The organism is Pseudomonas sp. St29 (assembly GCF_001547915.1).
Classification (GTDB): Bacteria; Pseudomonadota; Gammaproteobacteria; order Pseudomonadales; family Pseudomonadaceae; genus Aquipseudomonas.
Map to the genome: position 1 here is coordinate 1,249,543 of NZ_AP014628.1, position 20,100 is coordinate 1,269,642.

13 protein-coding genes and 1 pseudogene are annotated in these 20,100 nt (G+C 64.4%); 10 read left to right on the top strand and 4 right to left on the bottom strand.

Going from position 1 to position 20,100, the window contains the following annotated elements; all coding sequences use genetic code 11:
• The first annotated feature begins 5 nt into the window (after positions 1 to 5).
• Positions 6 to 293, top strand: coding sequence for a DUF3509 domain-containing protein (locus PST29_RS05600; protein ID WP_060837698.1), 288 nt, complete (start codon positions 6 to 8; stop codon positions 291 to 293).
• Positions 294 to 461: 168 nt separating this feature from the next.
• Here PST29_RS05600 and PST29_RS05605 read toward each other — a convergent pair whose 3' ends face one another.
• Both PST29_RS05605 and PST29_RS05610 read right to left on the bottom strand, forming a co-directional pair.
• Positions 462 to 1,313, bottom strand: a complete 852-nt coding sequence (locus PST29_RS05605; protein WP_060842568.1) for a TIGR02285 family protein — start codon at positions 1,311 to 1,313, stop codon at positions 462 to 464.
• A 76-nt stretch (positions 1,314 to 1,389) separates the two neighbouring features.
• Positions 1,390 to 2,589, bottom strand: coding sequence for a CaiB/BaiF CoA transferase family protein (locus PST29_RS05610; protein WP_060842569.1), 1,200 nt, complete (start codon positions 2,587 to 2,589; stop codon positions 1,390 to 1,392).
• Positions 2,590 to 2,905: 316 nt separating this feature from the next.
• Here PST29_RS05610 and bacA point away from each other — a divergent pair, with 316 nt between their 5' ends.
• From bacA to PST29_RS05640, 6 genes are all read left to right on the top strand, one after another.
• The gene (gene bacA, locus PST29_RS05615) at positions 2,906 to 3,526 is read left to right on the top strand and encodes a biofilm formation regulator BacA (RefSeq protein WP_060837700.1); all 621 of its coding nucleotides are present in this window, start codon (positions 2,906 to 2,908) and stop codon (positions 3,524 to 3,526) included.
• 15 nt (positions 3,527 to 3,541) lie between these two features.
• Positions 3,542 to 4,237: a PspA/IM30 family protein gene (locus tag PST29_RS05620; RefSeq protein ID WP_060837701.1), complete on the top strand. Its 696-nt coding sequence runs from the start codon at positions 3,542 to 3,544 to the stop codon at positions 4,235 to 4,237.
• 66 nt (positions 4,238 to 4,303) lie between these two features.
• Positions 4,304 to 4,945 carry an OB-fold-containig protein gene (locus PST29_RS05625; RefSeq protein WP_060837702.1) on the top strand — a complete coding sequence of 214 codons (642 nt, stop codon included), beginning with the start codon at positions 4,304 to 4,306 and terminating at the stop codon, positions 4,943 to 4,945.
• Positions 4,946 to 4,981: 36 nt separating this feature from the next.
• Positions 4,982 to 7,057 (top strand): flotillin family protein, encoded by a 2,076-nt coding sequence (locus tag PST29_RS05630; RefSeq protein WP_060842570.1) that lies wholly within the window; start codon positions 4,982 to 4,984, stop codon positions 7,055 to 7,057.
• A gap of 192 nt (positions 7,058 to 7,249) precedes the next feature.
• On the top strand, positions 7,250 to 12,394 hold the full coding sequence (locus tag PST29_RS05635) for a DNA repair ATPase (protein WP_060842571.1): 5,145 nt from the start codon (positions 7,250 to 7,252) through the stop codon (positions 12,392 to 12,394).
• 39 nt (positions 12,395 to 12,433) lie between these two features.
• Complete coding sequence (locus PST29_RS05640; protein WP_060842572.1) at positions 12,434 to 13,123, top strand: phospholipase D-like domain-containing protein; 690 nt, start codon at positions 12,434 to 12,436, stop codon at positions 13,121 to 13,123.
• Between the two features lie 29 nt (positions 13,124 to 13,152).
• On the opposite strand, the gene PST29_RS05645 is transcribed toward PST29_RS05640, so the two are convergent.
• Both PST29_RS05645 and PST29_RS05650 read right to left on the bottom strand, forming a co-directional pair.
• Complete coding sequence (locus PST29_RS05645; protein WP_060842573.1) at positions 13,153 to 14,883, bottom strand: hypothetical protein; 1,731 nt, start codon at positions 14,881 to 14,883, stop codon at positions 13,153 to 13,155.
• Positions 14,884 to 15,021: 138 nt separating this feature from the next.
• Positions 15,022 to 16,758, bottom strand: coding sequence for a hypothetical protein (locus PST29_RS05650; RefSeq protein WP_060842574.1), 1,737 nt, complete (start codon positions 16,756 to 16,758; stop codon positions 15,022 to 15,024).
• Positions 16,759 to 16,977: 219 nt separating this feature from the next.
• On the opposite strand from PST29_RS05650, the gene PST29_RS05655 reads away from it, so the two are divergent.
• The 3 genes and pseudogenes from PST29_RS05655 (at position 16,978) to PST29_RS05665 (ending at position 20,014) form a co-directional block, all read left to right on the top strand.
• Positions 16,978 to 17,520, top strand: a complete 543-nt coding sequence (locus tag PST29_RS05655; RefSeq protein ID WP_060837708.1) for a YaeQ family protein — start codon at positions 16,978 to 16,980, stop codon at positions 17,518 to 17,520.
• A 57-nt stretch (positions 17,521 to 17,577) separates the two neighbouring features.
• Positions 17,578 to 19,287, top strand: a complete 1,710-nt coding sequence (recJ, locus tag PST29_RS05660; RefSeq protein ID WP_060842575.1) for a single-stranded-DNA-specific exonuclease RecJ — start codon at positions 17,578 to 17,580, stop codon at positions 19,285 to 19,287.
• A 353-nt stretch (positions 19,288 to 19,640) separates the two neighbouring features.
• Positions 19,641 to 20,014: pseudogene (locus PST29_RS05665) on the top strand (hypothetical protein).
• Positions 20,015 to 20,100 lie beyond the last annotated feature (86 nt).

Sequence of the window (20,100 nt, forward strand, 5' to 3'; positions counted from 1 at the left end):
TCTAGATGGAAAGTATCAGTCTTTTATTGAGTGAGTCGTTGAGTCCCTACCAGGTCACGCTGATGCCCTGTGGCGCCCACGGTGAATGCCTGGTGAGGCTGAAGAATACCGCTGGTGCGATTGTCGTGGAGCGTGAGGTCAATCAGGCCCAGCTCACCGACAAGCGCCTGCTGACCGATGTGGTCGATGGGCTGCACCGTGATGTGTTGATCGCTGAAGGGCGGCTGGAGCCTTGCGTGATCGCAGCCTTGCGCCACGCCGCCGAAGGCAAGGTGTTCGATCAGCACCGCTGATGCAAATTTTTACGGAACCTTCCGCCAGTCGTATCAGTCAGACTCAGTATCAGCAGGATCAGGCATTGTGCTCCGGTGCTTGCAGCCGGCTGATACCGGTCGTCAAAGACCGCGTTTAACCCCGAGTCGTCTCCCCACTTCTCGGGGTTTCTTTTTGCCCGGGATTTGTCAGTGGTCGTGCAGGTCCTGGAAGTAGGCGCGGGCGTCGGCGCGGTATTCGTCGCGCATTCCGGGGTCCAGCCAGGCGGCATACAGCTCCACCAGTTGCTCTTCGCGCAGCTTGAGCAGGGCCTGGTTGATCTGGGTGATGGCCTGCCTGCCCTGTGGGGTGTCGGAGCAGCCGACGTGGATTTCCTGATACTTGCTGGTGCCTTCGATCGGATAGAACTCCAGATCCTGCGGGTCGATACCCTGCTGCATGGCCTGATAGCGGATTTCCGGCCAGTAGCCCAGGAGCAGTTGCAGGCGGCCCAGGCGCTGCATCTGCAGCAGGCTGCCCAGGGCGTCGTTGCCATAGTGGGCGCGAATCTGCTGCGGCGACACTTGCTGTAGCAGGTTGTCGAGCTGTTGCCCGTAGCTGCGCTCGGCCACCACGCCAATCAGTTCCTTGCCGCTCTCGAGCAGGCCATGCAGGTCGACCTTGCCGTCATGCAGGAAGTGCGCGAGTTGTTCGCGGTCGGCGCGGCGGATCGCCAGGCCATTGCTCAATACGCGAAAGCTGGTGATGGAGTAGGCGACCCACTGCGCGCGCTCCTTGCTCCAGATCAGCGCCGGGTCGCAGGTGAAGCTGGGCTCGCGCAGCATCTGCATGCCTCGGGCGCGATTGACCCGGACCAGCTCGTGCTGGTACTCGGGCAGGCTGGCGATCAGTTGTGGCATCAGCAGGTCGATGACGCCGCGGCCTTTCTGCTGGCCTTCGAACACATTCAAGGGGGGCAGGTCGCGCAGCAGCCAGGTGAGCATTTCCCCGGCGTGGCCGGGTGGGCAGGGCAGCCACAGCAGGCACACCGCGAGCGCCATCGTCAGTCGGCCAAGGCCGGGGTTCGAGCGTCGATGTGCCGGTTGTGGAGCGTCGGTGTGAGACGGCTGTTTCAGGTTAGATTGCCCCAGAGTTGCGCAAGTGCTGGATCTGCTCGCTGCTGTAGCCCAGGCCCTCCAGGACCTGTGCCGAATGTTCGCCCAGTTCGGGGCCGACCCAGTCCGCGGAGCCGGGCGTCTCAGAGAGTTTCGGCACGATGCCGGGCATCTTGAAGGCCTTGCCGTCCGGCAGCTTGGCCTGGAGGAACATTTCCCGGGCCAGAAATTGCGGATCGTTGAACATGTCTTCGGCGCTGAAGATCCGGCTGGCCGGGACTTCGGCCTGGTTCAGTTGCTCCAGCACCCGTTCCAGGGGCAGGGACGCCACCCAGCGATCGATGACCCCGTACAGTTCGTCGCGGCGAGTGTCGCGTCCATCGTTGCTGGCCAGCGCGGGATCGTTGGCCAGGTCGTCGCGGCCGATGAGGTGCATGAAGCGCTTGAAGATCGCGTCGCCGTTGGCGCCGATCTGCACATGCCTGCCGTCGGCGCTGGTGTGGATCGACGACGGGGTGATGCCGGGCATGATGTTGCCGCTGCGTTCGCGGATAAAGCCGAACACGTCGAACTCCGGAACCATGCTCTCCATCATGGCGAAGATCGCCTCGTACAGCGCCACGTCCACCACTTGCCCCTGGCCGCCGTTGACCTCGCGATGACGCAGGGCCATCAGGGCGCCGATCACGCCCCACAGAGCGGCGATGGAGTCGCCGATGGAGATTCCGGTGCGCACCGGCGGGCGGTCCTCGAAGCCGGTGATGTAGCGCAGGCCACCCATGGATTCGCCCACGGCGCCGAAGCCCGGCTGGTCCTTCATCGGTCCGGTCTGGCCGAAGCCGGACAGGCGCACCATCACCAGTTTCGGGTTCAGGGCGTGCAGCACGTCCCAGCCCAGGCCGAGCTTCTCCAGCACGCCGGGGCGGAAGTTCTCGATCAGGATGTCCGCTTCGCCCAGTAGCTGCTTGAGCACCGCCAGGCCTTCGGGGTGCTTGAGGTTCAGGGTCAGGGATTTCTTGTTGCGCGCCTGGACGAACCACCACAGCGAAGTGCCTTCATACAGCTTGCGCCACTTGCGCAACGGATCGCCGCCGTCCGGGGATTCGACCTTGATCACCTCGGCACCGAACTCGGCGCAGATGCGCGAGGCGAAGGGGCCGGCGATCAGGGTGCCGAGTTCGATCACTTTCAATCCGGCGAGGGGCTTGCTGAGACTGTTCATGGGGCATCCGCTGGGCAAGAAAATCCGCCTAGCCTAGACCATTGGTCGTGATTAAGTCAGCGTCCGGTGCCGGCCCGCGTTGATTATTTCCGGGTGGCTGCGCAGACAATTGTGCTTCTCATTCCCTTTGGTGACAGGTTTAATGACGCCTTTGGAGAGAACGCGCTTGCAAAGGACGCAATCTGGTCTATGTCCGTGACGGAGCCTGTGCTCTTGCCGGATCGGCAAGTCTGATAAATCTCGTTACAAATACCCGATCAAAAACTTACATGTGATGAATTGAACTCCTTACATGTGATGCTCTAGTCTGTGCGCCATGGAAAACAAATCCTCAGCCCATTACCAACGTTTATTCCGCCAGCGCCTGCGTGATCAGGGCCTGGTGAAAAAGGAAGTCTGGATACTGCCGGAGAACGCCCAGGCGTTGCTGGCGGTTGAACGCAAACTGCGTCAGCCCTCCAAGGGGCTGGCTCCTGTGGAAAAGGATGGAGAAATGAGCATGCCGCAGATCTGGAATGCCCGATCGCTGTGCCAGGCCCTGATGGCCACCGAGTTGTTCAGCAGCGGCGAAGCCTGCGTTGAGCTGCTTGAAGGCGCCGAACCGAGCTTGCACGTGACCATGCGCGAATACGGCGACCTGCCGCTGTTCGTTGCCCTGTCCGGCGAGCAGATCCTGGTCGAAGCCCTGCTCTGGCCGCAAAGCGAAGTGACCGATGTGCAGGCCTTCAATGAAGAAGTCCTGCTCAGCCGCCAGCTGTTCCCGCTGTCGAGCATCGGCCTGGAAACCCGTCTTGGCGGCGAGCGCTTCTACATGATGTTCGGCGCGCTCAGCGCCACCTCGATCCTCTCCAACGTGCTCTACGAGATCGAAACCCTGGCCAGCAACGTGATCAGGGCTACCGAGGCCTATGAAGGCTACCTGAAGGCTCAGGCCTGACCTGGAGGAATGCACATGAACGTATGGAGCAAGTTGCTTACCGCCCTGCGCGGTGGCGCCAACGAAGCGGGTGAAGCCCTGGTGGACAGCCAGGCACTGAGGATTCTCGATCAGGAAATCCGCGACGCCGATCAGGAACTGCGCAAGTCCAAGGAGGCCCTGGCCGAGATCATGGCCCGGCAGAAACTCGCCGCCGAGCGCGCCAATGGCAGCGCGGCGAAGATCGCCGAATATGAAACCTACGCCCTCAAGGCCCTGGAGTCGGGCAACGAACAGCTCGCCCAGGAAGTGGCGCAGAAAATCGCCAACCTGGAGAACGACCTGGCCGTGGAGCGCGAGCAGGCCGACGGTTTCGCCGCCAGCGTGGCCCAGTTGCGCAAGGCCGTGACCCAGGCCGAGGGCAATATCAAACATTTGAAACAGCAGGTGGATACCGTCAAGGCCACCGAGAGCGTGCAGAAGGCCCAGCAGGCCGTGGCCCAGCGCTACGGCGGCTCCCAGAGCAAGCTGCACACCGCGGTGGAGTCCCTGGAGCGGATCAAGCAGAAGCAGGCCGAGCGTGCGGCGAAGATGGAAGCCGCAGCGGAGCTGGCCAGCACCAGCAACCCCGACGACGCCCTGGACGCCAAGTTGCGCGAGGCCGGGATCGTCGCCGGCAGCACCAGCGCCGACAGCGTGCTGGCGCGCCTCAAGGACCGTAACAAGTCCTGATTCATCGTTGTGTTGTAGGGGCGGGGTCGTCGGGCCTTGCCCGGCTTTTTCAGGGATAGGAAAGCAATGGAAATCTTCCTGCAGACAGTGTTGTCGTTCCCCACAGTGCTGTTCAGCTTCATGCTCTGCCTGGCCGTGATCTACTGGGCCGTGGTGGCCATGGGCATGCTTGAAGTCGACCTGCTGGACTTCGAGGCCGACTCGCTGCTCGACAGCGCCCACGCCGGCGAAGGCCTGGCCGGGCTGCTGATCAAGTTCAAGCTCAACGGGGTGCCGGTCACCCTGGTGCTGACCCTGCTGATGTTCTTCAGCTGGTTTTTGACCTATTTCGCCGAACTCTACGTCCTCAGCCACCTGCCCCTGGGCTGGCTGCGCTATCCCCTGGGCCTGTTGCTGGCCGTGGTTGCGCTGTTTCTGGCAGCGCCCATCAGCGCGGCCATCTGCCGCCCGCTGCGCCCGCTGTTTCACAAGATGGAAGCTACCAGCAGCCAGTCGGTGCTGGGGCAGACCGCTGTGGTGCGTAGCGGCAGAGTCACCCTGGAACACGGCGAAGCCGTGCTCGAGAACGGCGGCGCGGGCCTGATCCTGCGTGTGCGTGCCGATGAGGCGCGAGCTTTCAAACGCGGCGATCGCGTCGTGTTACTGGAGTATCTGGAGGCGCAACACGCCTATCGGGTCATTACCGAGGACGAGTTTCGCGGCCTCTGAGCCCGGGCTTCCTCAGAATCAAAGGAGATTGATTGCATGAATTTACCGTCGCTGCTGCCCATCCTGCTCGGGATCGGCCTCGTCGTCCTGGTGGTCTTCGGCCTGTTGGCCCTGTTCAAGGCCTTCTACATCAAGGTCCCCCAAGGCACGGCGCTGATCGTCAACGACATGTCCTCGACCCCCAAGGTGCACTTCACCGGCGCCCTGGTGTACCCGGTCATCCACCTCAAGGAGTTCATGCGCATCTCGCTGATCACCCTGGAAGTCGACCGTCGGGCCAAGGATGGTCTGATCTGCCGCGACAACATGCGCGCCGACATCACCGTGGCCTTCTACCTGCGGGTCAATGAAACCCAGGAAGACGTGCTCAAGGTGGCCAAGGCCATCGGTGTCGACCGCGCCTCCGACCGCGCCGCGGTCAACGAGCTGTTCAACGCCAAGTTCTCCGAAGCGCTGAAGACCGTGGGCAAGCAGTTTGACTTCGTCCAGCTGTTCGAAAACCGCCAGGACTTCCGCGACCGCATCATCGAGATCATCGGCAACGACCTCAACGGCTATGTGCTGGAAGACGTGGCCATCGACTACCTGGAGCAGACCGCCAAGCATTCCCTGGACCCGAGCAACATTCTCGACGCCGAGGGTATCCGCAAGATCACCGAGCTGACCGCGGCGCAGAACGTCATCACCAACGAACTGGAGCGCAACCAGGAACTGGCGATCCAGAAGAAGAACGTCGAGACCCGCGAAGCCTCGCTGTCGCTGGAACGCCAGCAGGCCGATGCCGAAGCGCGGCAGAAGCGCGAGATCGAAACCATCCGCGCCCGCGAGGAAGCCGAGACCGCCAAGGTCAAGGAAGAAGAGCGTCTGAAGGCCGAACAGGCCCGTATCCAGGCGCAGCAGGAAATCGACGTGCGCACCGAGAACCATCAGCGCGAAGTCGAAGTGGCCCAGCAGAACCGCCAGCGCGCGGTGGTCATCGAAGTGGAGAAAGTCACCCGCGCCAAGGACCTGGAAGTGGTGGCCCGCGAGCGTGAAGTGGAACTGCAGCGCATCGAGAAAGAAAAGGCCCTGGAAGAGCAGCGCAAGAACATCGCCACGGTGATCCGTGAGCGGGTCGCGGTGGAGAAGACCGTGGCCCAGGAAGAAGAGCGGATCAAGGAAGTGCGCGAGGTTTCCGAAGCCGAGCGTGCCAAGCAAGTGGTGGTGATCCAGGCCCAGGCCGAAGCCGAGCAGGATCTGGTGCGCCAGGTCAAACAGGCCGAAGCCGACGAAACCCGCTCCAAGCACAAGGCGGTGGAAATCAACAACCTGGCCCAGGCCGAGCTGGAAGCCGCGGCCAAGCAGGCCGAAGCCAAGAAACGCCTGGCCGAAGGCCTGGAAGCCGAGCGCGCCGCGCCTGGCCTGGCCGATGCCCGCGTGCTGGAAATCACTGCAGCGGCCCAGGAAAAAGAAGGCCTGGCGCAAGCCCGCGTCCGCACCGAGCAACTGATTGCCGAAGCCCGTGGCGAGCAGGAAAAAGGCCTGGCCGACGCCCGCATCATGGAAGCCCAGGCGGCGGCCAAGGAGAAGGACGGCCTGGCCGAAGCCAAGGTCATGGAAGAGAAACTCGGGGCTCAGGCCCGTGGCGAAGAGCAACTGGGCGCGGCCAAGGCCAAGGCCACCAAGGACCTGGGTTCGGCCGAAGCCGAAGTGCTGCTGCAGCGCCTGAACGCCGAAGCCGAAGGCCTGGGCAAGAAGTTCGGTGCCCTGGATTCCCTCAGCGACAGCGCGCGGTCCCACGAAGAGTTCCGCATGCAACTGGAGAAGAACTTCGAGGAAGCGATGGCCGCCATCGCCGCCAACAAGGAGATCGCCAAGGACCAGGCCGAAGTGCTGTCGGCGGCCCTCAGCAAGGCCAAGATCGAGATCGTCGGCGGCGAAGGCGACTTCTTCAACTCCTTCGCCAAGTCGCTGTCGGTGGGCAAGGCCATCGAGGGCGTGGTGGGCAAGAGCCCGGTGGTCCAGGACGTCCTGGCACGCCTGCTCAATGGCAAGGGCGCCCCGGCGGTTGCCGCCGAACTGGCCGCCGCTGCCGTCTCGCGCAAGGCCGACGCGCCGTCTGCCGAAGCCTGACCCACACCTGACACACCTGTAGCCGCTGCCGAAGGCTGCGACCGACGCCGTAGGAGGCGCAGCCCTTGAGGGCCTTCGGGCCCTCAAGCACGCAGCCCGCGGCAGCGGCTACCGGCCTTGTGTCGGGCACCGGGCTCCAGGTTTGAGGAGCCCGCTTTTTTTGCACACCGCCGTAGATCCAGGAAGGCCACGATGTCGGACGCTCAAGTCGCAACTCCCCCGCAGGACGTATTGGACAAGGCCGTCGCCGAAGGCGGCGCCTATGAGGTGCTGCACAAGCGCCTGCTGGACCAGGGCCAGCGCCTGCGGGCCACCACCGACGACCTCAACCAGAGGCGTCTCGACGAGTTCGGCAACAGCCGCATGGAAGTGGTCGGGCGGGTGCGCATCCGCACCGAGAACAACTGCATCGCCCGGGACATCGTCCAGGTCGGCGACTGCCTGTTGTTCGGCTACAACGTGTTCATCGGCCTGAAGAAGGAAACCAGCGTCGCCGACGTGTTTTCCCTTTACCGGCTGGTGGAGGAGGGCGAAGGCTACGAAGCCGAGCCCGTGCCCCTGGAAGGCAGCTTCCTGGCGGCCCAGGGCTTCCTCAATGACTTCAACGAGCTCTACACCTATTACAAGAACACCCGCCTGCTGCAACTGGCGATCCGTGACGGCAAGCTGCTGGCGAGTTTCCAGATTGGCGAGCGCGTCACCGATGTGCGGGTGTTCCGCTGGTCGATCTCGGTGGACGGACGGGATGTCCGGTACATCGACAACCGCGGCGAGCGGGATATCGCCCTGCCGGCGCCCTTCGACTTCGAATGGAAGAAAGCCACCCGCGAGATGGTGGTCGAAGGCCGCTTCCCGCACCTGAACATCCTCGACACGGTGTTCGTCGAAACCATCGGCGGCGACCTGACCATCAAGGTCGAGAACAACACCGAGTCCGGCCTGGGCATCTACCGCGAAGAGGTGCTGGACAAGACCCAGTCCCTGGACGACTCGCAGATCGAGTTCGCCCGCCTGGGCAGCCTGATCCTGCTCAAGGTCCTGCCGTACCGCGAAGAGCAGTGGCGCTACCTGGTGTTCAACAGCCTGACTCGCCAGGTGGAGCGCATCGACGCCATCGGCCTGGCCTGCGTGCAACTGCCGGAAGACCACGGGATCATCTTCCCCGGTGGCTATTACCTGCAGAGCGGCGAGTACAAGACCTTCGAACAGTCCATGGACGGCATGCGCTTCAAGCGCTCGGTGCGCTCGCCCAACGGTGAAGATGTGCAGTACATCTTCTACCACCCGGAGCAGGGCCGCTCGGTGCTGCTGACCTACAACATGATCAACCGCCAGTTGCAGAACCCGCTGTTCGGCCACGGTTACGCGCGCCTGGAAGACGGGCGCATGGTGATCTTCGCCGCCGAAGGCGACGAGCCGACCCGGGTCCACCCGATGCAGGTCTGGCAGACCCCGTTCTTCACCGAGGAATACGCCGCGCGGCAACCGACCCGCAGCGGTTTCCTCGGGCGCATCGGCAACGCCGAGCTGGTGCGCAGCGTTTCCGATCTCTACGACCTGTGCCGCGAGATCGACACCCCGGCGGTGTCGGTGCAGCGCTATTCGCTGCTGTGCCAGAACACCCGGCGCCTGTTCGATGTGTACCACTGGCTGGGTAGCGCCGAGCTCGAAGGCCTGGCCCCATTGCTGCGCGAGGTGGCCTCGACCTCGGAGCTGGTGCTGGATGAATACGAGAAAGTCGAAAGTATCCGCCGCCAGTCGGACCAGGCCATGGTGGCCGCCGAGGCCAAGCAGAAAGCCCTGCTCGACAGCCTGCTGGTGGACAGCTGGGACCAGGTGCAGAGCTTCGTCGATGCGCTCAACGGCATCACTGCCCAGCGCGGCCTGCTGCTGACCATTCGCGACTACCGCTACATCGACGTGGCGCGCATCGACGCCATGGAAGCCGAGCTGCTCAAGGCCCAGGAGCGCACCGCCGCTGGCACCGCGACCTTCCTCGCCAGCGACCAGGCCCTGCTGCCCTTCGTCACCCAGTTGGAAACCCTCGACGCCCAGGCGCAGAAAGCCGAAACCGTGGCCCAGCTCAACGAGCCCCTGGGCGCCCTGCAAGCCATGGCCGGCGACCTGGACATGCTGTCGAGCCTGATGGCCTCGTTGCAGATCGACGACGCCACCCAGCGCACCCGGATCATCGAATCGATCTCGCAGATCTACGCCCGCCTGAACCAGGCCAAGGCCCGCGCCGAGCAACGGCGCAAGGGCCTGGGCTCGACCGAGACCGTGGCGCAGTTCGGCGCGCAGTTCAAACTCTTCAGCCAGGGCATCACCAACGCCCTGGCCCAGGCCCAGGACCCCGAGCGTTGCGACGAGCAACTGTCGCGGCTGCTGGTGCAGCTCGAAGAGCTGGAGAGTCGCTTCGGCGATCACGAACAGTTCCTCGGCGACATCCTCGGCAAGCGTGAGGAACTGCTGGAAACCTTCGAGGCCCACAAGCAATCGTTGCTCGACGAGCGCCAGCGCAAGGCCCAGGGCCTGCTGGACGCGGCGCGGCGGATTCTCGACAGCCTCGGCCGGCGCACCGCCAAGTTCACCCAGGCCGAGGAACTCAACGCGTTCTTCGCCGCCGACCCGCTGATCCTCAAGCTGCGGGAGCTGGCCGAGCGCCTGCGCGAGCTCAAGGACAGCGTCAAGGCCGACGATGTCGAGTCGCGCCTCAAGGGCGCCCGGGATCAGGCCGTACGTGCCCTGCGCGACAAGACCGAGCTGTTCGAAGAGGGCGGCAACGTCATCAAGCTGGGGCCGCGCCACCGTTTCAGCGTCAACACCCAGGAGCTGGACCTGACCCTGATGCCCCGGGGCGACGAACTGCACCTGCACCTGACCGGCACGGATTTCCTTGAACCGTTGCGCGACCCCGAGCTGGAAGCCCTGCGGGACTTCTGGCAGGTGGCCCTGGAGTCGGAGTCGGCCCAGCTGTACCGCGCCGAGTACCTGGCCGGGCAAGTGCTGGATGCCGCCGACCGCGGCCAGGAAGGCCTGAGCCTGGAAAGCCTGAAACCCTTGCTGGCGCACCCCGAGGAACTGGCGCGGGTGATCCGCGACTTCGCTGCGCCGCGCTACAAGGAAGGCTACGAGAAGGGCATCCACGATCACGACGCCGCAGCGATCCTCCTGCAACTGCTGCCCCTGCGCGACAGTGCCGGCCTGCTGCGTTTCGGCGCTTCGGCGCGGGCTTTTGCCGCGTTGTTCTGGGACCGCCAGCAGCACCAGCCGCAACCGCAGCAATGGGCCGAGCGGGCCCGCACCAGCCGGCATATCCAGCAACTGTTCGGTCGTCGTGAAGGCTTGTTGCAGTTGCAGGACGAAATCTTCCTGGCGCTGCAGGACTGGCGTCAGCAGCAGGCCTTCAGCCTGCCGGCGGAGCTGTTGCCGGAAGCCGCCGAGTACCTGGTGCAGGAGCTGGCCGCAGAACGCATCGAGTTCACCTTCAGCAAGTACGCCAGGCAGTTGCAGGAAGCCCTGACCCTGCGCCTGCAAGGCGCGCGCATGTGGGACGACTACCAGCAGGCCCTGGCCCAGCTGGCCGAGCGGCCCGCCGCGCAGTGGGCGCTGGCCGGCAACTGGCTGTCGGCGCTGTGTGCCGAGGGCGAGTTCGCCGAGTGGAGCGACTACGTGCCCGAGGCCGTGGCCCTGTCGCTGTTGCGGGACGACTTTGCCAAGCGCATCACCGAAGTCGACCTGCGGTTCAGCGTCGGCAACCTGATGGGCGAACACCCGCGCATCCAGGAGCGCAGCCTGTCCCTCACCGTGGACGGTTTCTTTGCCCGCCTGCGGGCCCATCGCGAACAGTTCCTGCCCGGCCTGCAGCGCTACCAGGCGCTGCGCCAGGGCATCATCAGCCGCGAACGCTCGGCCCTGCGCCTGAGCGAATTCAAGCCGCGGCCGCTGAGCTCGTTCGTGCGTAACAAGCTGATCAACGATGTGTACCTGGGCTTTATCGGCGACAACCTGGCCAAGCAGATGGGCACCGTGGGCGAGAACAAGCGCACCGACCTGATGGGCCTGTTGATGCTGATTTCGCCACCGGGCTACGGCAAGACCACCCTGATGGAATACGTGGCGCACCGCCTGGGCCTGATCTTCATGAAGATCAACGGCCCGGCCCTGGGGCACCAGGTGCGCTCCCTGGATCCGGCCCAGGCGCCGGACGCTACTTCGCGCCAGGAGCTGGAGAAGCTCAACCTGGCCCTGGAGATGGGCAACAACGTGATGCTCTATGTCGACGACATCCAGCACACCCACCCCGAGTTCCTGCAGAAATTCATCTCGCTGTGCGACGGCACCCGGCGCATCGAGGGCGTGTGGAAAGGCCGCACCAAGACCTACGACATGCGCGGCAAGAAGTTCTGCGTGGTGATGTCGGGCAACCCGTACACCGAGTCCGGCGAGGTGTTCAAGATCCCCGACATGCTGGCCAACCGGGCCGACATCTATAACCTCGGCGACACCCTGGGCGGCATGCAGGAAGCCTTCGCCCTGAGCTACATCGAGAACGGCCTGACCTCCAACCCGGTGCTGGCACCCCTGGCCACCCGCGACATGGCGGACGTCTACCGCTTTGTCGCCAAGGCCGAAGGCAAGGCCTTCTCCAGCAACGAACTGAGCCACAGCTACAGCGGCGCCGAGATCAACGAAATCACCACCACCCTGCAACGCCTGATGCAGGTGCGCGACGTGGTGCTGCGGGTCAACCAGCAGTACATCGCCAGCGCCGCCCAGGCCGACCAGTACCGCAGCGAGCCGCCGTTCAAGCTGCAGGGCAGCTACCGCAACATGAACAAGATGGCGGAGAAGATCTCGGCGGTGATGAACGACGCCGAGCTCCTGCAACTCTTGGCCGACCACTACCAGGGCGAATCCCAGTTGCTGACCACCGGCGCCGAGGAAAACCTGCTCAAGCTCGCCGAGCTGCGGGGCAACCAGACCCCGGAGCAGAGCGAACGCTGGGCGCAGATCAAGCGCGACTTTGTGCGCAACCGCTCCATGGGTGGCAGCGACAGCGATGTCGGCACCCGGGTGGTGGCCCAGCTCAACGATCTGGTGGAAGGCGTGCGCGGCCTGGCCCGGCCGGCGGAACAGCAGGGCATGCGTGAAGTGCTGGAAAACCTCTCCGAGCACCTGGAGCAGAGTTTCCTGCCGCTGCTCAAGGTCATGCACAAGAAGATCGACGTCGACCTGCACAGCCACCAGCGCATTGGCGACATCGCCACGCGGGTGGACGAATTGAGCCGCATGCTCAGCCACGGTGATGTGCCGACCCTCAAGGACCCCCAATAGTAGGAGCCGGCTTGCCGGCGAACAGCCAAGGATCACGACATGGATTTTGCCCACCTGGACCGGCAACTGCGCGACAGCCTGCTGGACCTGAAACTGAGCAACGAAGAACGGGACGAACTGCGCCAACTGGGCAGCGAACTGGGCAGCGACCAGGTGCGCTACCTGCGCAACCGGGCCTTTGACCTGGTGCGCGAGCTGGCGCTGGCGGACAGCGCCAATGTGCTGCCGGCGCTGAAATGGCTGGAGCAGGTGATCAAGACCCTGGACACCCACAGCGCCCCGGTGCGCGACATGGCCAGCGCCCACTTCAGCCCCGGTGAAGACTGCCGGCGCAAGATCCGCGACCTGTGCCGCCAGGCGCGAGTCTCGGTGGATATCTGCGTGTTCACCATTTCCGACGATCAACTGAGCGACGAAATCCGCGCCTGCCACCAGCGCGGCGTGGCCGTGCGGGTGATCAGCGACAGTGAAAAGCAATTCGATGTCGGCAGCGATATCGCCGCGCTGCGCGAGGCCGGGGTTCCGGTGCGGATCGACGACACGCCGTTCCACATGCATCACAAGTTCGCCGTGTTCGATGGTCGAACCCTGCTCAATGGCAGCTTCAACTGGACCCGCAGCGCCACCACCGGCAATGAGGAAAACCTGCTGGTGATCGACCACCCGCAACTGGTGGCCAGTTACCTCAAGGAGTTCAACGAACTCTGGGCCCGCTACGCGCCGCGTTAAGGCGTGTAGCGGCGGGTCAGCACCCGGCCTCAGGCAGCGCTCGGCTGACTCCAGAGGCTGTCGTCGGCCAGCCTGTCGAGGAGTTTCTGGCGCAACCTATAGGCCTGTTCCGGGGCGCTCTGGCTCAGGGTTTCCAGGGCTAGGTGCAACTGCTGCAGCGGGTTTTCGCTGTTAAACAGGCTGCCCAGTTCCAGGCCGGCAATGGCTTCTTCGAAACGTTGCTGACGGATATGGTTCAGCAGCGTGGCGTGGCTCAACTGGCTGGTATAGGAAACGTGCTGTTCCAGGCGGCTCTTGAGCTCGGCGGCCTTTGCCTGCTCGTCGATGTAGAGGTAGACCAATGCCAGCTGTGCCAGGTGGTAGTTTTTTTCCGCTGGGTCCATCGCCGCATTCTGAGCTTCGTCGTCGAGCGCTTGCACGGTCTGGTCCAGCAGTTCGATGGCTGGCCGGGTCTGTTCCAGGTCGTGCAGTAATTTGGCCTGTGCTGTCTGTTTCACCGGGCGATCGGTGTATTCGAGCTGGGTGTTGAGGAGCGCCATTTCCTCAAGACCGTTGCGGATCAGTTCGCTATCCCGCCGCTCGGGCGCCAGGGCAGCCTGCACCCACAACTGGGTTTCCACGATCAGCAGGCGATGCCACGGCCATTGCTCAGCGCCACGCCAGGTCTCCAGTGTCAGCAGGGCCTGCTCCAGCAGGTGGGCGCACCAATGCGGGTGTTCCTCGAAATAGGTGCGCCACAGAGAGAGCAGGCACCACAGACGCTGCGAGGGCGCGACTGCGCAGGCCTGCAAGGCCGCCTCGGCCTCGGCCAGCTCATGGCGCGCGACATGCCAGTGCAACAGGCTCAGCAGCATCTCGCTGGCGTGTCTCACCGGCACCTGGGCGATCAGCGATGCCGCCAGATCCGGACGGCTGGCGTCCAGGATCAGCTTGAGCAGCGGTGGGTAGCCGCAGTAGTCCTCGGGCTCGGGGTTCTGCGCCAGCAGTTTGAACCCGGCGTCGAATTCCCCGGCTTGTATCAGCAAGACCACGACGATGATCTGGGCCGACGCGGGCAATTGCGCGGCCATGGTCGGGAACTGCACGTCCTGCCCCTGGGCACGGTACTCGCGCAGGGTCTGTTCCACTTCATACGGGTCCAGTTCGTCTGCCGGCTGTTTGAGCAGCAGTTGCCAGGCCAGGCCGATGCTGATGGCGGCTTGCTCGGCCAGGCCCACACTGCGTTGCAGGGTTGCCAACTTTCGGTGCTCACTGGCACAGCCCTGGTTCAACTGCTCGACACCGAAGGTCACCAGCAAGGCGCGGGCCTGCTCAAGCTCACCGCGGGCCACCAACAGCGGGATGCGCAGCAGGGGCGCTGACGGCAGGGGCTGATGCAGGCGCTCCAACAGGCTCAGCACCGCCTGCGGGCCGTCCTTGTCGAGCAGGGTTTCGAGCAGTCGGTACAGCGCCATGGGCTGGTAGGTTTCATCGAGCTCGGCCAGGATCTCCAGGGCCTGGGCCTGGTTGCCTTGCCGGTACAGCGCGGCGGGCATCGGCAGCAGCCCCTGTTGCCGGGCTTTGCCCGTCAGGCGCTGGGCCAGTTGCAGGGCCACCTGCGGTTCGACGGCGCTCAGGTACGCCGCGCGATAGATCTGCGCCTCCTCGTCCAGGTTGATGCCCAGGCTGCTGCCCTGGTCATTGCTGCTGCCCTTGTGGGCGTAGACCACCAGCAGCGAGATCACGCCGGTGATGAGCAGCAGGATGAGAAACACTTCCATGATTCGGTTTTCCTTGGGGGCGAGAACTGAGCCTGGCGGACCGCGGCAATCTGCTGCCGGCATTGAAACGGCTGGAGCCGATGGTCAAGCCCTTGGACGCCAACAGCGCCCCGTTGGGGGGCGCCAAAGGCCGCTGGGTCAGTTCGCCTGAGAGGCGCGCCAGGCCTGCCCGCTGCTGAACCGCTCCATCAGCTGTTGCTGAAGTTCGGCGGCGCGCTCGGGGGCGCGCTGGTGCAGCTCTTCCAGGGCCTGATACAGGCGTGACAGAGGTTTCTTGTCGCTGAGCAGGACGCTCAGGTTCAGGGCCTCGATGGCCTGGGCGTAGCGCTGGTGCTCGATGTGATTGAGCAGCAGGTCCTCTTCCAGGTCGCGACTGCCGGCCTCCAGGCTGTGCAATCGATCCTGCAGGGCCTGGGCCTGCTGTGCTTCGTCGATGCTCAGGTAGGCGCTGGCGATGTCCTCCAGGTAGAAGGTTTTGTCCATCTCATCGACCTCCGGCAGGCTGTCGCTGTCCAGCAACGCCAGGGCCTGCTCCAGCAGGGTCCTGGCCTGGGCCGTCTGCCCCAGGTCGTGCAGCAGCTTGGTCTGCTCGCGAATGCACAGCAATTGCTGTTCGCCTTCCTCCTGCTGATGCAGCCTGTGCAGTTCCTCAAGGCTGCTGCGTACCAGCCAGCTGTCCCGACGATGGGCCGGCAGTCGGCTTTGCAGCTGGAGTTGGGTTCGCAGCGCCTGGATGCGCATGCCGCTCCAGAACTCATGGTCATGCTTGTAACCGTCGATCTGTTGCAGCGCCTTGGCCAGCAGTGCCTCGGCCCATTGCGGCTGCGTGGCGTGGTGCTGTTCACAGAGACTGAGCATCAGCCCCGGATGCTGGCTCGGCTCAGTTTCCAGCGTCGGCAGCAGTGCTTCGGCTTCTGCGGTCTGGCCTTGTGTCGCCATGTGGTTCAGCAGGCTCAGCAGCAGGCTGTAGCGATGCAGGTCGGGGGCCTTCTCCAACAGGCGCAGGGCGTTGTCGATGGGCGGCAGGGCCAGGGCCAGGTCCATCAGTTCGCTGTGCGTGGTGGAGTAGAGATCGTCGCTGATGGGGGCCAGCAGGCTGAGGGCAGAGTCCAGTTGACCGGCCTTGATCAGGGCGGCGACCGCCTGGGCCTGCTCTTCGGCCGGTAGCGACGCGGCGCGGGTGAGGATCGAGTCGAACTGGCCCAGGGTCGCGCTGGCCTCGAACAGTTGGCGCAGAATCGACTGGCGATGGCCCTCCTCGGGCCCCTCGAACACCGACCATGCCTGCTCGACGCTGACCTGCGCCGCGTCCTGCATCCCGGCCTGATGCTGCAGGCGCGCCAGGGTCAGCAGGTTGCCGATGCTCTGGCGCTCATGGGCGGCCGCTTGGCGCGGGTCGCTCAGTTCGCCGAGCACGGCCAGGGCCCGCTCCTGTTCGCCACGGGCCTGGAGGATACGCACTTGCAGCAGCGGCCAGCTGGGCAGGGATTCCCCCCAGTTCTCCAGGAGTTCCAGGCAGGCTTGGCTATCGTCGGTGTCGAGCAGCGTTTCGATCAGGGTATTGAGTACGTAGTCCCGGGCGTGGGGCGGCAATTGCTGGTACAGCTCCCGGGCCTGGGCCTTGTGGCCCGCCAGGTAGAGCTCGCTGGCCACCAGCTGCGAGGCCAGTTCCCGGGCTTCGCCGGGCAGTTGCTCTGCCAGTTTCAGCGCCAGCAGCGGTTCGGCCTTGCTCAGCAGCAGGGTCTGGTTGATCTGGGCGGTGAGGTTGCCGGTCAGCTCCAGACTCTCGTTGCGATCGGCGGTTTTTTGGCGGGCATACAAAATCAGCGCGATGAACAGCAGCACGATGACAAGCAGGGTGACAAAGAGAGTCATGGACGTCCTTTTCTATTGAACTGCGGCGTTGGCGCGGTGCGCGCCGGCCGATTCGCGCGGGGGTTATAAAACCCTGGTGGCAGGCTGGCAACCAACTTTACCGAGGCAATGCATTTCTGCGGATTTCAGCGCAAGGGCCTCCGGCCGGTCAGCGGTCGGGCAGGGCGGCAGGTTTCGGGTTAGACTTGCCGCCTTTTCGCACACTCAAGAAGCCCGCACATGGCCCAGCCGTCCACCACCTACAAATTCGAACTGAACCTGACCGACCTCGACCGCGGGGTCTACGAAAGCGTCAAGCAGACCATCGCCCGTCACCCTTCGGAAACCGAGGAACGCATGACCGTGCGCCTGCTGGCCTACGCCTTCTGGTACAACGAGCAGCTGTCGTTTGGTCGTGGTCTGTCGGAAGTGGATGAGCCGGCCCTGTGGGAAAAGAGCCTGGACGACCGCGTGCTGCACTGGATCGAAGTCGGCCAGCCGGACGCCGATCGCCTGACCTGGTGCTCGCGCCGTACCGAGCGCACCAGCCTGCTGGCCTACGGCAGCCTGCGGGTCTGGCAGACCCGGGTGGTGGACGCGGTGAAGAACCTGAAGAACCTCAACATCGCCGGCGTGCCCCAGGAGGTCCTTGAGACCCTGGCCAAGGACATGCCGCGGGTCATCAAGTGGGACGTGATGATCAGCGAAGGCACGATCTTCGTCACCGACGATCGCGGCCAGCATGAAGTGCAGCTGGAATGGCTGCTGGGCGAGCGCGGCTGATTGCCCGCGCCGCTCCTGAACGACCCACCGTCCCCCAAGAGAAGTTGCTGTTAGCCCATGCGTATCGAACCCCGTGAGTTGCCCGCCGTCCTGCCCTTTCTCGGCGACCTGCCGCCGCTGCTGACCCGCCTTTATGCCGCCCGGGGCGTGCAGTCGGTGGAGGAGCTGGACAAGAGCCTGGCGCGGCTGATCCCGTATCAGCAACTCAAGGGCATCGACGCCGCGGTGGACCTGCTGGTGACCGCTCTGGACCAGCGCCAGCGCATCCTCATCGTCGGCGACTTCGACGCCGACGGCGCCACCGCCAGCACCGTGGGCGTGCTGGGCCTGCGCCTGCTGGGCGCGGCCCATGTCGATTACCTGGTGCCCAACCGCTTTGAATACGGCTACGGCCTGACCCCGGAAATCGTCGCCGTGGCCCTGCAGCGCGAGCCGCAATTGCTGATTACCGTGGACAACGGCATCTCCAGCGTCGAAGGCGTGGCCGCAGCCAAGGCCGCAGGCTTGCAAGTGCTGGTCACCGACCACCACTTGCCCGGCCATGAACTGCCGGCGGCGGATGCCATCGTCAACCCCAACCAGCCGGGCTGCGAATTCCCCAGCAAGGCCCTGGCCGGGGTCGGGGTGATCTTCTATGTGCTGATGGCCCTGCGCGCGCGCCTGCGCAGCCTGGGACGCTATGAAACCCGGCCGCAGCCGAACATCGGCGAGCTGCTGGACCTGGTGGCCCTGGGCAGCGTGGCGGACGTGGTGCCCCTGGACGCCAACAACCGCATCCTGGTGCACCAGGGCCTGGAGCGGATTCGCGCCGGTCGCGCCCGGCCGGGGCTTAAGGCGATTCTCGAAGTGGCCAAGCGCGATCATTCGCGCATCACCTCCACCGACCTGGGCTTTATCCTCGGCCCGCGGCTCAACGCCGCCGGGCGCCTGGACGACATGAGCCTGGGCATCGAGTGCCTGCTCAGCGACGACGTCTCGGCGGCCCGGGCCATGGCCGCCCAGCTCGACGAGCTGAACCAGGACCGCAAATCCATCGAGCAGGGCATGCAGCGCGAAGCGTTGGCCCAGCTCAAGGAACTGCCGGTGGAGTCCATGCCGTTCGGCCTGTGCCTGTTCGATGCCGACTGGCACCAGGGGGTGATCGGGATTCTCGCCTCGCGCCTGAAAGAGCGTTACCACCGCCCGACCATCGCCTTTGCCGATGCCGGCGACGGCATGCTCAAGGGCTCGGCGCGTTCGGTGCCGGGCTTTCATATCCGCGACGCCCTGGACGCCGTGGCCGCGCGCCATCCGCAACTGATCAGCAAGTTCGGTGGCCACGCCATGGCCGCCGGGCTGTCGCTGCCGGAGCAGAACTTCCCGGCCTTTGCCGAGGCCTTCGACGAAGAAGTGCGGCGCCAACTGCGTGAAGAAGACCTCACCGGGCGCCTGCTGTCGGACGGCACCCTGGCGGTGGAAGAGTTCCACCTGGAACTGGCCCGCGCCCTGCGCCACGCCGGCCCCTGGGGCCAGCACTTCCCCGAGCCGATGTTCCATGGCGTGTTCGAACTGGTGGAGCAGCGCATCGTCGGCGAGCGCCACCTGAAAGTGGTGCTGCGCAGCGAATGCGGCTCGCTGAAGCTGGACGGCATCGCCTTCGGCATCGACCGTGAAGTCTGGCCCAACCCGACCATCCGCTGGGTGGAACTGGCCTACAAGCTCGACCTCAACGAGTTCCGGGGCCAGGAAACCGTGCAGTTGATGATTGCCCATATCGAACCGCGTTAAGGGCGACGAGGGTGATTTCGCCAGACTTTTGGAAAGCGGGATGGCGGTATGTCTCTTTCTTTTGTAAGGGGTTTCCGAGACACTCCCGGGCGCTTGTGGCGATCTACTCAGCTGACTAGTCTCGGTTCATCACTGCCTATCAGTGATCGGGAATAGCAGCCCGGGTCGAACGCAAGCGATGCCATCAGCACTGCCATGCAGATTTGCAGTGTGTTGTTATGGCGGCTGTGCGTGGGGGCGCTTTCGGGCGCACCGGTTCCTCGACCCGGTCTGCTAGCCCGCGTACAGCCGCCACCCTGTTTAAACGTCTAGCAGCGTTAGGTGTGGAGGCTTCATCGTCGAGGAGCTACACCATGAAAAAGATCGTCCTCGATCCGCCGGTTCTCCATCCTTCTTCCCGTCGTAATCCAGACCACGATCTGGCCAATGAAGCTGTGCGCCATGCCCTGGCCAACACTTGCGTAAATGGCTCGTTGATCGCGACTCTGCAACCCACCGTGGCCGGCCCTGCAGGGCCTGATAACCCCTTCGCTGTGCGCCCCGGCAAGAAGCATTGATTCATGTGTCCATGCTGCTCAAGGCCGCCGAGGAGGTGTCCGATGAAATCACCGAGCACGCCAGCGGCATCGAGCGTGGCTTGATCTGGTCGCTGGTGCATTCGGTGGAGATGGCCCGCGGCGTGGTGGAAGCCTTGCTTGATGGCAATCGCAGGGGGCCTGCAATCTGACGCTCTGCTAACCGCTGCCCCGCCGCAGCGGCTAGCGCTTGGGCCCGGGGGCAAGTTTTTACCCCGGCACGCATCAGGAACCCTGC